The 12,777-nt window shown below is 42.2% G+C and carries 15 protein-coding genes; 6 read left to right on the top strand and 9 right to left on the bottom strand.

Going from position 1 to position 12,777, the window contains the following annotated elements:
- Position 1 precedes the first annotated feature (1 nt).
- Genes IKB69_RS03150 through folD form a run of 8 tightly spaced genes read right to left on the bottom strand, consistent with a single transcriptional unit; the run spans position 2 to position 6,102 of the window.
- A complete protein-coding gene (locus tag IKB69_RS03150) occupies positions 2-1,477 on the bottom strand; it encodes a leucyl aminopeptidase (protein ID WP_290946015.1) in 1,476 nt (491 codons plus the stop codon).
- Positions 1,477-2,211, bottom strand: a complete 735-nt coding sequence (locus IKB69_RS03145; protein WP_290946013.1) for a DedA family protein — start codon at positions 2,209-2,211, stop codon at positions 1,477-1,479. The genes IKB69_RS03150 and IKB69_RS03145 overlap by 1 nt, the downstream gene beginning before the upstream one ends.
- Entirely contained in the window at positions 2,211-2,771 is a 561-nt protein-coding gene (gene apt, locus IKB69_RS03140; RefSeq protein ID WP_290946011.1) for an adenine phosphoribosyltransferase, read from the bottom strand. The genes IKB69_RS03145 and apt overlap by 1 nt, the downstream gene beginning before the upstream one ends.
- 20 nt (positions 2,772-2,791) lie before the next feature.
- Positions 2,792-3,130 carry a hypothetical protein gene (locus IKB69_RS03135; RefSeq protein ID WP_115011649.1) on the bottom strand — a complete coding sequence of 113 codons (339 nt, stop codon included), beginning with the start codon at positions 3,128-3,130 and terminating at the stop codon, positions 2,792-2,794.
- A gap of 1 nt (position 3,131) precedes the next feature.
- Positions 3,132-3,566: a ribose 5-phosphate isomerase B gene (gene rpiB, locus IKB69_RS03130; protein ID WP_290946007.1), complete on the bottom strand. Its 435-nt coding sequence runs from the start codon at positions 3,564-3,566 to the stop codon at positions 3,132-3,134.
- 6 nt (positions 3,567-3,572) lie between these two features.
- Positions 3,573-4,238 carry a site-2 protease family protein gene (locus tag IKB69_RS03125; protein ID WP_290946005.1) on the bottom strand — a complete coding sequence of 222 codons (666 nt, stop codon included), beginning with the start codon at positions 4,236-4,238 and terminating at the stop codon, positions 3,573-3,575.
- Positions 4,239-4,259: 21 nt separating this feature from the next.
- Positions 4,260-5,234: a signal peptidase I gene (gene lepB / locus IKB69_RS03120; RefSeq protein WP_290946002.1), complete on the bottom strand. Its 975-nt coding sequence runs from the start codon at positions 5,232-5,234 to the stop codon at positions 4,260-4,262.
- Between the two features lie 16 nt (positions 5,235-5,250).
- Positions 5,251-6,102, bottom strand: coding sequence for a bifunctional methylenetetrahydrofolate dehydrogenase/methenyltetrahydrofolate cyclohydrolase FolD (gene folD, locus IKB69_RS03115; RefSeq protein ID WP_290946000.1), 852 nt, complete (start codon positions 6,100-6,102; stop codon positions 5,251-5,253).
- Between the two features lie 83 nt (positions 6,103-6,185).
- Between folD and IKB69_RS09135 the strand changes: the two genes are divergently transcribed.
- The 5 genes from IKB69_RS09135 to IKB69_RS03090 all read left to right on the top strand — a co-directional run bounded on the left by IKB69_RS09135 (position 6,186) and on the right by IKB69_RS03090 (position 11,227).
- The gene (locus tag IKB69_RS09135) at positions 6,186-6,644 is read left to right on the top strand and encodes a cytochrome c (protein ID WP_363240144.1); all 459 of its coding nucleotides are present in this window, start codon (positions 6,186-6,188) and stop codon (positions 6,642-6,644) included.
- Between the two features lie 14 nt (positions 6,645-6,658).
- Entirely contained in the window at positions 6,659-8,659 is a 2,001-nt protein-coding gene (locus tag IKB69_RS03105; protein ID WP_290945998.1) for a DNA polymerase III subunit gamma/tau, read from the top strand.
- Positions 8,649-9,101: a tRNA (adenosine(37)-N6)-threonylcarbamoyltransferase complex ATPase subunit type 1 TsaE gene (tsaE, locus tag IKB69_RS03100; protein WP_290945996.1), complete on the top strand. Its 453-nt coding sequence runs from the start codon at positions 8,649-8,651 to the stop codon at positions 9,099-9,101. Before IKB69_RS03105 ends, tsaE begins: the two co-directional genes overlap by 11 nt.
- 84 nt (positions 9,102-9,185) lie before the next feature.
- On the top strand, positions 9,186-9,902 hold the full coding sequence (lptB, locus tag IKB69_RS03095) for an LPS export ABC transporter ATP-binding protein (RefSeq protein WP_290946152.1): 717 nt from the start codon (positions 9,186-9,188) through the stop codon (positions 9,900-9,902).
- A gap of 8 nt (positions 9,903-9,910) precedes the next feature.
- The gene (locus IKB69_RS03090) at positions 9,911-11,227 is read left to right on the top strand and encodes an RNA polymerase factor sigma-54 (protein WP_290945994.1); all 1,317 of its coding nucleotides are present in this window, start codon (positions 9,911-9,913) and stop codon (positions 11,225-11,227) included.
- A 35-nt stretch (positions 11,228-11,262) separates the two neighbouring features.
- On the opposite strand, the gene IKB69_RS03085 is transcribed toward IKB69_RS03090, so the two are convergent.
- Entirely contained in the window at positions 11,263-11,796 is a 534-nt protein-coding gene (locus tag IKB69_RS03085; RefSeq protein ID WP_290945992.1) for a DUF4149 domain-containing protein, read from the bottom strand.
- A gap of 60 nt (positions 11,797-11,856) precedes the next feature.
- Here IKB69_RS03085 and yaaA point away from each other — a divergent pair, with 60 nt between their 5' ends.
- A complete protein-coding gene (yaaA, locus tag IKB69_RS03080; protein WP_290945989.1) occupies positions 11,857-12,588 on the top strand; it encodes a peroxide stress protein YaaA in 732 nt (243 codons plus the stop codon).
- Positions 12,589-12,777 lie beyond the last annotated feature (189 nt).

Raw genomic sequence — 12,777 nt, 5'->3', positions numbered from 1 at the left:
TTTACTTACTCCTTCGGCTTAAATCGCTAAGGAATTGTATGCCCATACGCACACCAGCCCCACTTGCACCATAGGGGTTAATATCCCATTCTTTGGTTACAAACGCCGGTCCAGCGATGTCGATATGCAGCCACTTATCCTTGTAGGATTCTCGGATAAACTCACCTAAAAACATTCCTGCACTAATCGCTCCGCCATAGCGCGATGAGCTAACATTGCTCACATCAGCGATTTTAGATTCCATAAGTTTTTTGATATGGCGGTTAAAGGGCAAGATAGCCACTAGCTCACCAGAATCTAGCGCACTTTGGGTAAAGTCAAGCTGGAGCTTTTGATTGTAGCCCATCACACCGCTTGTATATTCTCCAAGTCCCACAACACAAGCTCCTGTAAGTGTCGCAAAATCAAGGAGTACATCAGGCTCTAAGTCTTGCGCATAGCTCAGGCAGTCTGCTAGCACAAGCCGTCCTTCAGCATCAGTATTGCCTATTTCTATGCTTTTGCCCTCTCGTGAAATAAGCACATCATCCGGTTTATAGGCATTGCCACCAATCATATTTTCACATGCGCCGATAATGCCGTGTATCTCAATATCTAGCTCTAGCTTTGCCACAGCATTCATAATACCTAGTACCGCGCAACCGCCACTTTTATCAGCCTTCATCGTTACCATATAATCACTTGGCTTGAGACTTAGTCCACCGCTATCATAGGTAAGCCCCTTGCCCACTAGCACGACCTTTTTCTTTGGGTTTTTGGGCTTGTAGCTTAGGTGAATTAGGCGTGGGGATTTGCTTGAGGCTTTAGCCACAGCTAGGTATGCACCCATTTTTTGCTTCTTTAGCTCCTGTTTTTTTAGAATCTTGCACGATAGGGTGGTATCTTTAGTAAGATTTTGGGCGTAGTTGGCTAGGTATTTTGGCGTAGCAATTTGCGGTGGGGTATTGACGAGATCACGCGCTATATCCACAGAGTGTGCGATAATTTTCATCTCATCAAGTCGTTTGGAAAACTGCTGGGCACGCTCCTTTGTGGCACTTGTAGAATGCGTGGTGTAAGATTCTAGGCTAATGAAAATCTCACGCAGTGCGCTTGGCTGCTTTTTGCTTAAAAACTTGTCAAAGCTATAACTTCCAAGCATTGCGCCTAGCGCGTAAGCAAGCATAACAGCATCACTATTGTGCTTGCTATCTTGCGTGTAGAATCCAATTTTCGCACTTTTAAATGGGTAGGATTTAAGAACTCTTGTAGTAGTAGCCCCAGCTTCGCGCATCGAATCTACATCAAGTGACTCTAGCGGAATGTAGAGTGTTTTTGCCTGCTGATGATAGAGCGGAGATTTTGCTTGATAATCAAGCGCGTGTAAAAACTCTTGATCAATCCACTTGTGCTTCGTCTTTTTATTAACAACAAGCACGATAGCAACATCAGCTTTAAGCTGTGTAAAAGACTCTTTATGCGCAGAAATTTTTAGCATTACAGATCCTTTTGAGTAGTTTTGGTAATTTGGTTTTGGAGTTTGTCGATTTTTTTGTCAATCTTGTGTGTGCGTGATGAGAGAAACCACCAAGCTCCGCCAAGCAACGCGCAAGCAAAGATAACAAAGATATAAGGGTGCTCCTTAAATAGCTGTAAAAATTCTAAAATCTTATCTCCAAATATCCACGCAAGCAAAATAGTAATGGCTGCCCACACCCACGCACTGATAAGATTGATGATGGCAAATTTTAGCGCAGAGTAGCGTGTAAGCCCTATACTTATAGGGATAATGGTGCGCATACCATACATATATCGCTGGATAAAAATAATGCTCCAGCCGTATTTTTGCAAAAGTAAATGTGCTAGTGCCAGCTTGCGCCGTTGCTTTGACAGATGTGCTTGTATGTAACCCTTGTTAAAACGACCAATGTAAAAGTAGATTTGATCCCCTACAAACCCACCAAGTCCTGCGACAAAAATCGCAAGCCATACATTTAAATCTCCAGTGTGGCTGGCAATCCCGGCAAAGATCAGTCCAAGCTCGCCCTCTAAAATACTCCAGCAAAACAAAATCACATAGCCCCAGTCCGCTACATAGCTTTTCCAAAGACTGACAATCACTTCTTCTAAGGAGAAGTTAGAGTGTATCATATAGTAGGCTACTCCACCAACTAAGGCTAGGATAAAACTACCAATAAGAATGCTTTTGTAATGCTCTTTGATATGCTTCATTAGCAGTCCAATATGTTCATAAATGGAGTTGTGAGCTTTTTGTCTCCATTTAGTTCTCTTAAGCGGATTAAAAAACACGCTTCTACGCATTCTCCACCAGTTTTTTCAATGAGCTTAATGCTAGCAGCAGCTGTTCCACCAGTGGCTAGCAAGTCATCTACAAGCACGACACGAGCCTTTTTGCCAGAATCTAGTGTGCTTGCAAAGGCATCAGCGTGGATTTCAAGTGTATCGGTGCCGTACTCTAGTTCATAGTCTTGCGAGTAGGTTGCAGATGGGAGCTTGCCCTTTTTTCTCACGGGGATAAAGCCTACTCCTAGCGCGTAAGCTAGTGCAGAGCCAAAGGTAAAACCCCTAGATTCTATCCCTACAATATGTGTGATATTTTGATCAATATAGCGTGCTTTCCAAAAGGCAATAACATCGTGTAAGCATTTGGCATTTTCTAAGATGGTGGTAATGTCATAAAATAAGATTCCGGGCTTTGGATAGTCGGGGATCTCGCGCAGGGCATCACGGACTTGTGTGCTAATATCTTGCAGTGTGAGTGTGTTTGACATAGAGTTCCTTTGTGTGTAGATTAGAGTAGGGCTTCGATTTTTTGCTCTAAGTCTTTTATGCGCGTGCGGTATTTATCTGTCTCTACGCGGTATTGTGAGTTGCGCTGCTTGAGTGTTTTTATCTCATTACGCAAGGAATTCATCTCTTGGGTGAGAATATCAATATTCCCTAATGCTCTCTGTAGTTGTAGTTGATGTTTTTGGATAAGAATTTCCGCTTCTTGGAGCGTGAGCTTCATCGCAGCGGCATTATGCTCAGCTTTTCTTGCCACTGATTTATAAAACATTGTTTTGGACACCATATATAAGACAAACAAGACAAAAATCGTGCCAGCAAACCACTTTAATGCCAAATCCATACTAGCTCCTATCGAGTTTCCCTATGCGGCAGGTATGTCTCCCACCTTCAAAATCTGTGTGAAAAAATGCTTCAAGCATAGATTCTACCTCGCCCTCACCACTTATGCGCGCTCCAAGGCATAGGACATTAGCGTCATTATGCTTGCGCGTGATCTGTGCCATATAGGCACTTGTGCAAAGAGCAGCGCGAATGCCCGCAAATCTATTGGCACTCATACTCATACCTATGCCACTGCCACAGATTAATACCCCCTTTGCCTGTTCGCCTATCTCAAGCAGACGATCGCAAAGCAACTTGGCATAATCAGGGTAATCTACTCGCTCTTGTTTATCTACGCCTAGATCGCAGACCTCATAGCCATTTTGCAAAAGCCACTGCTTGACAAAGTGCTTAAGTGAGAATCCAGCGTGATCAGAAGCTATAAAAATCATCATCTCTCTCTAAAGTGGTAGTAAAAATCGCATAAGCATTGTAGCAGGATAAAATAAAATGCTAGATAAAGTTGGGATAAATAATATTACAAAGACAATGAGCATTCCATAAGGGGCGATAGATTCTAGGAAACTAGTAACTTTATAGAGTTTAAATTTAAGCGCACCAAAGAGTAGGGCTTGTGATCCATCAAGCGGAGGGATCGGCAGGAGGTTAAAGATAAAGAGTATGACATTGTATTGAATAAGATAGAGCAAGAGCAATGTGGCAATGCTGCTAAAAAGGCTTTGCATACTAAGATCAAGCACCCCGCTAAAGAGTAGTAATGATGCAAAGAGAGCTAGGGCTAGATTATAGCTCACACCCGCTAGAGCCACACCGATGGCAGCTCCATAGCCTCGATTCTGGATAATGCTACGAATATCAATTGGCACAGGCTTTGCCCAGCCAAAGAGAAATGGGGCTTGCGCGATAAACAACACAGCAGGGACGATGATAGAGCCTACCACATCAATGTGTTTGATAGGATTGATGCTAAGTCGTCCAGCATACTTGGCAGTAGAGTCTCCATAGTGGTAAGCCACAAGCCCATGCATAATCTCATGTCCAACGATGCTTATAAGCAAGGCTAGGATCATTACAGAGATTTGCAAAGTGTATTGTGTAATATCCATACTCATCTAGAATCTAGCAGCTTATTTAGAATCTAGTGTGCGCATAGAGATCTGCCTAGATGTATCAGATGCGATTGACATAGGTGGTTGGTTATGATCATTTGCGTGGATTCTAGCAAGCTCTTCCAATCCATCTATTCCCTTAAACATTCTCTCCCAGCGGACACTATATCGCTGTCTAGTGTCATGGGTCGCACCAGATTCTATACTACCAGCTAGATTCATACTAAAGTAAGTAAACCACGGCTTACCGATGATATTTTTATAGGGCACACTTCCCCAAAATCGAGAATCTTCGCTATTGTTGCGATTATCCCCGATCATAAAAAACTCATCTTCAGCGATTCTTGTGCGGAAAAACTCAATTTGCTCATTGTGGATTATGGGCTCCATAGCGATTCCGCGCTTTTCTTGCGTGTATTGATATGGCGATTTATTAGCAAGCAAAGTGCCCTGATAGAGTGCGCTCATCTCAAAAAATGCCGAATGCCCGCCGTGGTTATTAACGCCAAAGTGTTTGGCAAAATATGGGTCAAAGACAAAGATCTTGCCACCTACTTCTATGAGATTTTCGTCTTTATAATGCTCTAGTACATAGTCGTTACCCTCTCTTGGGTGCAGATATAGCCCTTTGGGTGTGAATACCACTTCATCGCCACCAACAGCAAAGGTGCGTTTGACATAATATTGCTTAGGGCTGTGTGGAGGGATAAAAACAACTATATCACCTCTTTGCGGACGAGCTCCCTCAATGATATGACCATTGCCTTTAAGATCTGGGAATACAGGTAGCTCTATCCAAGGGATTCTAGGAATTGGGACTCCATAGCTGAACTTTTTTACAAACAAAAAATCTCCTTCATACAATGTCCCTACCATTGAGCGAGATGGGATTGTGAAAGCCTGTGCGATAAAAAATATCAACAATAGCACAATGACGATTGTCCCTGTCCAGCTAGAGCTAAAGCGCACTAAAGTAGCAAAAAAAGCTTTCATAGTAGTAGATCCTTCATTATTGAGATAGAGAGCGTAAGCGATAGGCTTTCAGCGTATTTTCTAGTAGGCTTGCAATAGTCATCGGTCCTACACCTCCGGGTACAGGAGTGATGAAACTTGCCTTTTTTACGACATTTTCAAAATCAACATCGCCTATGAGTTTGCCAGATTCTAAGCGATTGATCCCTATATCAACTACCACCACGCCATCTTGTACCATTTCTGCACGCAAGAGATTAGGCTTGCCCACACCCACGCACACAATATCCGCATTTTTGGTATAAAGGCTAATGTCTTGTGTGTAAATATGACAGAGACTGATAGTCGCGCACGCATTGTGCATAAGTGTGGCTAGGGGCTTGCCTACGATATTGCTTGCCCCAATGATTGTGACATTTTTGCCCTTGGGGTTAATGTGATAATGCTCCAAAAGCCTCATAACTCCCAGTGGAGTCGCAGGAGCGAAGCTAGAATCTACTTGTGTGTTTGTTTGGATTCTGCCGACATTAAGTGGGTGGAATCCATCGACATCCTTTTCTGGAGTGATAGATTCTAGGATCTTGGCAGTATTGATATGCTTTGGCAGTGGGAGCTGCACTAAGATCCCATCGACATTCTCATCAATGTTTAGTTTGTGAATAGATGCTAGCAACTCACTTTCTTGAGTGGATTCTGGGAGTTTTAACACACTGCCATCAATCCCAGCATTTTTGCAGGCTTTTGCTTTCATCGTAACATATGCTATAGATGGGGCATCATCGCCTACTAGGATTACGACAAGCTTTGGTGCTCTGGGTAGGGTTATAACTTGGGATTGTATAGTTGCTTGGATATGAGTAGAGAGCGATTTACCATCTAGTAGGGTCATTAAATGCCTTTGTATGCCAGCAACGGCGGATTTGAAAAAGTATGTTATTATACTTGAAAAATCTTAAAGGCAGAATGATTACTATGAAAAAGTCCTACCGCGCTTGTGTACTGCTACTAGCTTGGCATACTCTAGCGCAAGCGGATTCTAGCTTAGGGGCTGCTGGGATAGGAACCGCCTTAGAATCTGTCATACAAGAGGTAGAATCTAGCCCACAAGATAGTAGCCAAGAATCTAGTCAGGATTTAGAGAGTTTCATCACACCCCAAGAGTATGGCACAAATCTCTATGAGAATCCACGAGGGATAGGTTGCATTAAATGCCATGGCAAAGATGGTGAAGAAACTTTGCTAGCTTCCTATGTCCATAAAGGCAAGCAGCGACATATCATTGTTCCTCGGATCAATAATCTCGCCTTTGATGCCTTTAAAATCGCTCTAGGTAAAGATAGCGGTGTAATGCCTAAATATAATTTAACAGATGAAGAGATCAATGCCATCTATCTCTATATCACTTCGCGCAATAAGACATTTGCCAAATAAGTATAAGGAGCACTATGAGTTCATTAGCTTTATCGCTGAAGTATCGCCCAAAGCTCTTTAGTGATTTGGTTGGGCAAGAGACTATTTCACAAACTCTCTCTATGGCATTGGACAAGGATCGCATAGTGCATGCTTATTTGTTTAGCGGCTTGCGTGGCAGTGGCAAGACAAGCTCAGCTAGAATCTTTGCGCGCGCACTAGAATGTGAAAAGGGACCTACGAGTACGCCTTGTGGAGAGTGTGCGATCTGTCTCGCTACACTAGATGGGAGAAATATTGATATTATCGAGATGGATGCTGCTTCAAATCGTAGCATCGATAGTGTCCGCGATTTAATTGAGCAGACAAAATATGTCCCCACAATGTCTAGGTTTAAGATTTTTATCATTGATGAAGTGCATATGCTCACAAAAGAAGCATTCAATGCCTTGCTAAAAACACTTGAAGAGCCACCGGAGTATGTGAAGTTTATCCTAGCTACTACTGATCCGCTTAAGCTTCCAGCAACTATCCTAAGTCGCACTCAGCATTTTCGCTTTAAAAAGATTGCACATAAAGCTGTGATTGCACATCTGGAGATGATCTTACAAAAAGAGGAGGTTGGCTATGAAATAGGCGCGCTTGATATTATTGCGCGTAGCGGTGGAGGTAGCCTGCGAGATACGCTTACACTTACCGATCAGGCAATTAACTACTGCGATAAATATTTAACTATAGAGCAAGTGGCTCAAATGCTAGGCATTGTCGATCCTAAGAATTTGCGCGATTTTTTCTCAAGTATTATGCACGATGATGAGCAAGGAATTGTCTCCGCTTTGGAGATTTTGGGCGAGTATGAATGCGAGATGATCATTGATGAGATGTTAATTTTTCTCAAAGATATGCTTTTAAGCGGGAGTAAGGATTTTTCTCTGCTTGTGATTGATCGATTTTTGGGGATTTTAAGTCAAGCAAAGAGTCTATTAAATCTTAATCCTGATGGTGCGTTTGTGTTATTGCTAATGAGCTTAAAAATGCGTGAGGCAACGAAGCTACAAGATATTAGCGAGGCCATTAGTGTGCTAGAATCCACTCTCGCGCAAGCCCCAAGCATTTCAAGCCCTAAGCAAAGCTCTCCTGTCGCACCCACCCCTGCGCAGCAGCCCAGCAAGGAGCTTAGTGAAGTGGCACTAGATTCTACTCAAAGCCTTAAAGCTACGGACATTTATGAGCAGACTTTTAGCCAGCTTGTAAGCAAAATTTCCGATCGCTCATATGAGCTTGGGGAGGCATTTAAGCGTGCCATTACTTTTAAGCAGTTTATCCAGGCTCCAAGCCCTAGCCAGAGCGCAACACTGCTTTGGGAAAGTAGTGGAGATGAGCAGGATAAAGATCTATTGCGTCAGCATTTTGGGTTAATTAGGGAATTTGTACAAGAGGTTTTCGCCCCACATAGCCAATCCCAAATAACGATTAAAAATACCTCACAAGCCTCCAAGACTAATGCAAGTATAGAGTCTGCACAGACCAAAGCTACAGGACTAAGCCAGCTGCAAGAGTCCATTAGCATTTCTACACAAGCACCAAAAGTCCCCCTAGATCCTAACCCAAAGGACTCTCGCTTAAAAGATCCTAATGCGCTAGAATCCAGCCTAGGAAATTCTACTATCTCGCAGTCGCTCTCTCCAGATTCTACCCCGCCACAACCCATAGAATCTAAAAAACTTAAGCCGAGTGATTTGATTTTATATAGCACACAAGAGATCTACCCAGATCGTATTAGTGATGCAGTATATGAGGAAGTGCCTTGGGATCGTGGGAATATGGAGCAAGAAGAGGGCGTTACGCAGGGATCACAGAATCCACTTTCACAAGAAGCCTTCAATGAGCTAAATCCAAGCGTGTCAAATCTACCACAAAAAGACTATATGACCCAAGCTTTTAAAGACAAGAACCAAGCGCTTATTGATGGGATTAAGCAGCACTTTGGTGTAACAAGTATGATTGTAGAAGCACCTACGCACAATGACTCTTAAGCTCTATAAACAGATCCACGCCACACAAGATGAGCTACAAGCTGTGGCAGAAGAGATTTTAAGCTTAGGTATAGATGTGATTATTTTAAGTGGTTTGGTGGGCAGTGGGAAAACAGCTCTTACGCAAGCACTTCTCACAAATATAAAGCACTCTAGCCTAGAATCTAGTAAAACAGATTCTAGTGCGCAAGCTACTTCGCCAACCTTTATGCTAATGCACGATTATGGGGGAGTGTATCACTATGACTTATATCAGCGCACAAGTACTGAAGTGCTACAGCTTGGGCTTTTAGATTGGCTTAGCGAGAGTGGGGTGCATTGCATTGAGTGGGGGGAGGAGCTATTACCTTTGCTGCTAGATTCTGGCTTTGCCTGTATGCTAGTGAAGATTCTAGTAACTAGACAGAGTGATAGAATCTATGAAATATATGCGCAGGTTTGAAGTTTAAGTCAAGAGACTATACAATACTCAAGCTAAACATAAAGGGGAAATGTGCCTACACAGGATATAGCACAAGGGCAGCACATCTTAGAAGCCAAACAGCTTGCCAAACATATCAAAAAGACCAAAATCGTCAATGATGTTTCCATTATGGTGAAAAGTGGGGAAGTAGTTGGGCTACTTGGACCAAACGGAGCGGGAAAAACTACGACTTTTTATATGATTTGCGGATTATTGCAGCCAAGCAGTGGTGATGTGCTGCTTGATGGCAAGAGCCTTGCCAAGCAGCCTTTACACAAACGATCTAATATGGGCATAGGCTATTTACCACAAGAATCTAGTATTTTTAAGGATTTAAGTGTGGAGGATAATCTAGCTCTCGCCGCAGAAGCGACTTTCAACTCCCCTAAGGCTAGGCAGCATAAGATTGAGCAAATGCTGGAGGCTTTTAATATTGAGCCTATTCGCGCCCGCAAGGGACTTAGCTTATCTGGTGGAGAGAGAAGACGCGTAGAGATTGCACGCGCACTTATCAAGGAACCTAAATTTATCTTGCTGGATGAGCCTTTCGCTGGTGTTGATCCCATCGCAGTAATCGATATACAAAAAATCATTACCACGCTCACAGATATGGGGATTGGAGTGCTTATTACTGACCATAATGTGCGGGAGACTCTCTCTGTATGTGATCGCGCGTATGTGATAAAATCAGGAACATTGCTTGCAAGTGGTAATGCTAAAGAGATTTATGACAATGCGCTTGTGAGAAAGTATTATTTGGGCGAGCATTTTAAGGCGTAGGATAGAGCGTGGCAGTGGCTGGTGGTACAAGACTTCGACAAAACATCAAGGGCAAGCTTTCTACTACACTGAAAAGTTGGCTTCCCATTTTGCAAAGTGATTTGTTTGAAGTAGAAGATATTTTGAAAGAATATGTGAAAGAAAATCCTTTCATCACACTGCAATCTCCTTTAAGTAAGGATTTTGGCTCGGCATTTCGCAGACTCCCACAAAATCCTAGCATGAGAGCTGGTAATAGCGATAAAATCGAGCAGCTCACAATTGCACGAGAAAGCTTATATGAAAATCTTTACCGCCAGATTTGTCCTCCACTTTTCCCCACAGAGCTTAGTAGAATGATCGCCTTTGATATTATAGATGGTATTAGCGCAGAAGGCTACTTTCAAGAAGACATCGAGCTGGCGGCTAGAAGACTAGAAGTTAGTGTGCAAGAGTATGAGAGTGTGCGCAAGCGATTTTGCTTCTTAGAACCAAGGGGAGTGGGGGCAAGAGATGTGGTGGAGAGTTTTTTTTTCCAACTAGAGGTAAGTGAAGCTGATAATGAAACTTATGCGCTGTGTGAGCAGATCATCACCAAGCTTGATACGCACCACACCTTTAAAAAACATGCTAAATACAACGAAGCAATGCATATTATCCGCAGTTTTAAAAACCCCCCTGCTTTAGACTTTGCCCACGAAGAAGCCTACAAAATCCCAGATTTATACATTTATGAAGAAGACAACAACATTATCGTACATACTAATGATGAATGCTATCCAATCATAACGCTTGATAAAGTAGCTATTGAGTATCACCAGTTTCATAGGCAGTTTGAGAAAGATCCGCAAGCAAACGATCAGGGCTACATAAAATCTAAGGTCAAAGAAGCAAAGGATTTAATCGATGCACTTGAGATGAGGAAAGCTACGATTAAAAAAGTAGGGTTAATGATTGTGGATTATCAATACGACTTTTTTACTGGTGGAGAGATAAAACCTATGAAGCTTAGGGACATCGCTCAAGAGCTGGGCTACGCACCAAGCACAATTTCACGCGCTATTTCAAACAAATATCTGGAATGCTCGCGCGGTGTGTTTGCGATTAAGAGTTTCTTTACCACGGCGATCGATGGTGATGTGAGTAATGCTTCTATCAAAGACTTTTTGCTTGAAATCATTAAAAATGAAAACAAAAAAAAGCCTTTAAGTGATCTCAAGATTTTATCGATGATTGAGCAAAAGTTTGGGCTAAAAATCGTGCGTCGCACCATCACTAAATACCGCCAGCAGCTTAATATCGCTAGTTCAAGCGAGAGAAAAAAGCTCTATGAAATGAGCGTGTAGAATGCGCGGATAAGGTAGATTCTAAACTAGCAGATTTATTTCCTGCGCGATTTTGGCGTAGTTGGTAAGTTAAAGCACAGGAGATATACGCGCCATAAAAACGAAGTACTTAATGAGATAAGTAGAATCTGAAAGATCATTTCGCTTTGGGTGTGGATACTTTCAAACTCTTCTGTGGCAGTCATCGCCGCACCATCAGCTTGTGCGGCGATGATTACTGGTGTGTAATACATCGTACAAAGAAAGATAAGTACCACGCTAAACATCCCAACTCCCAAGAGAAACAAAGATTTTTTTGATGAGATATTAAAGACAAGCAGCTCATACATAAGGATAAAAATTGCCATAGCATTGAGTAGATAGTTGAAGCGCACAAAAATCTCTGTCATTAAAATCCCCGAAGCATAGCGTGTTATACCCGATGGATTTGCTATCTCAATAGCGGCAAGATATTGCGAAGCGTTAAATATTACAGGTGCAATAAGCGCACCACACGCGATGATCCCACCTATGATAATCCCCAAGGCAAGCAGATAAATACCTGTGATACAGATGATAAAGACTTTCATTAGTGACTTCCTTTAGACAATGCAGTATAATGTGCGCAATCATACACTAAAAGAGTTACAATGAAAATACTTTTAAGCCCAAGCGAGAGTAAGCAAAATCCTGCTGAGATTATTAAGTGTAATGAGCGTGGTGTGTGTTTGATAGATGATATGATGTGGGGTGGTAAGAATGCGCGCAATGCGCATATACAGTCATATTTATCCACATTGCAAAATGCTTTAGATGATGAGCTATGCAAAGTGTTTGGCACCAAGAGGCTTAGCTTAGAGACTTTGGGGCTTTGTAGTGAGATTTTAGACTCCCCTAGAATCCAAGCCATAGAGTTGTATAATGGCGTGGCGTATAAGGCTTTGGATTTTTGTAGCTTAGATTCTAGTGCGCAAGGATTCTTACTGGATTCTGTGCTCATTACAAGTAATTTATTTGGACTTGTGCGTGCTAGCGATAGACTGCCCTTCTATCATCTCAATCAGAATTACAAGTCTAGCACTTTGTCTTTGCGTAAGCTTTATCAAGCTCAACAAGAAGAGATAGATGAGTTCTTATCTACAGAGGTAGATGAAACGATTGTTGATCTGCGCGCGCAGGTATATGTCAAGGCATATCCTATCAAACTACCCCACTACACGCTAAATTTCCCTAGCAGGGTAAGTCATCAAGCAAAATATCATCGCGGCTTGGCATTAAGAGAGCTTGCGTTGTTTTATGCTAGCATAGTTGGCATGTCAGATTTAGCAGAAAAGCTACGCTATTATATTAGCACGAACTTTGCTTACTCCACTTCTTGCTGATCAGGTAGTAGCAAGTGGCAATTTGGGTCGAGTGATTTAAATGCTTGGTTTTCCAATCCCTTTCAGCAACATTTAAGTAATGAATCTATAATATTCTGCTTCCCAAAATTTCATAGCATTTAGCTTTCTTATTCCAGCTTTTATCATAATTTAAAGTGTGGTTTGGATCGCGATATTGTTATTTTTGGT

Origin of the sequence: Helicobacter sp. (assembly GCF_017502485.1) — a bacterium.
Lineage (GTDB): Bacteria > Campylobacterota > Campylobacteria > Campylobacterales > Helicobacteraceae > Helicobacter_B.
The sequence above is the reverse complement of the archived record's forward strand: the minus strand, read 5'-3'. Positions and strand labels throughout refer to the sequence as shown.

Coding starts and splice junctions, on each gene's coding strand:
- IKB69_RS03150 (WP_290946015.1), bottom strand. CDS start 1,477: ATGCTAAAAATTTCTGCGCATAAAGAGTCTTTTACACAGCTTAAAGCT.
- IKB69_RS03145 (WP_290946013.1), bottom strand. CDS start 2,211: ATGAAGCATATCAAAGAGCATTACAAAAGCATTCTTATTGGTAGTTTT.
- apt (WP_290946011.1), bottom strand. CDS start 2,771: ATGTCAAACACACTCACACTGCAAGATATTAGCACACAAGTCCGTGAT.
- IKB69_RS03135 (WP_115011649.1), bottom strand. CDS start 3,130: ATGGATTTGGCATTAAAGTGGTTTGCTGGCACGATTTTTGTCTTGTTT.
- rpiB (WP_290946007.1), bottom strand. CDS start 3,566: ATGATGATTTTTATAGCTTCTGATCACGCTGGATTCTCACTTAAGCAC.
- IKB69_RS03125 (WP_290946005.1), bottom strand. CDS start 4,238: ATGGATATTACACAATACACTTTGCAAATCTCTGTAATGATCCTAGCC.
- lepB (WP_290946002.1), bottom strand. CDS start 5,234: ATGAAAGCTTTTTTTGCTACTTTAGTGCGCTTTAGCTCTAGCTGGACA.
- folD (WP_290946000.1), bottom strand. CDS start 6,102: ATGACCCTACTAGATGGTAAATCGCTCTCTACTCATATCCAAGCAACT.
- IKB69_RS09135 (WP_363240144.1), top strand. CDS start 6,186: ATGAAAAAGTCCTACCGCGCTTGTGTACTGCTACTAGCTTGGCATACT.
- IKB69_RS03105 (WP_290945998.1), top strand. CDS start 6,659: ATGAGTTCATTAGCTTTATCGCTGAAGTATCGCCCAAAGCTCTTTAGT.
- tsaE (WP_290945996.1), top strand. CDS start 8,649: ATGACTCTTAAGCTCTATAAACAGATCCACGCCACACAAGATGAGCTA.
- IKB69_RS03085 (WP_290945992.1), bottom strand. CDS start 11,796: ATGAAAGTCTTTATCATCTGTATCACAGGTATTTATCTGCTTGCCTTG.
- yaaA (WP_290945989.1), top strand. CDS start 11,857: ATGAAAATACTTTTAAGCCCAAGCGAGAGTAAGCAAAATCCTGCTGAG.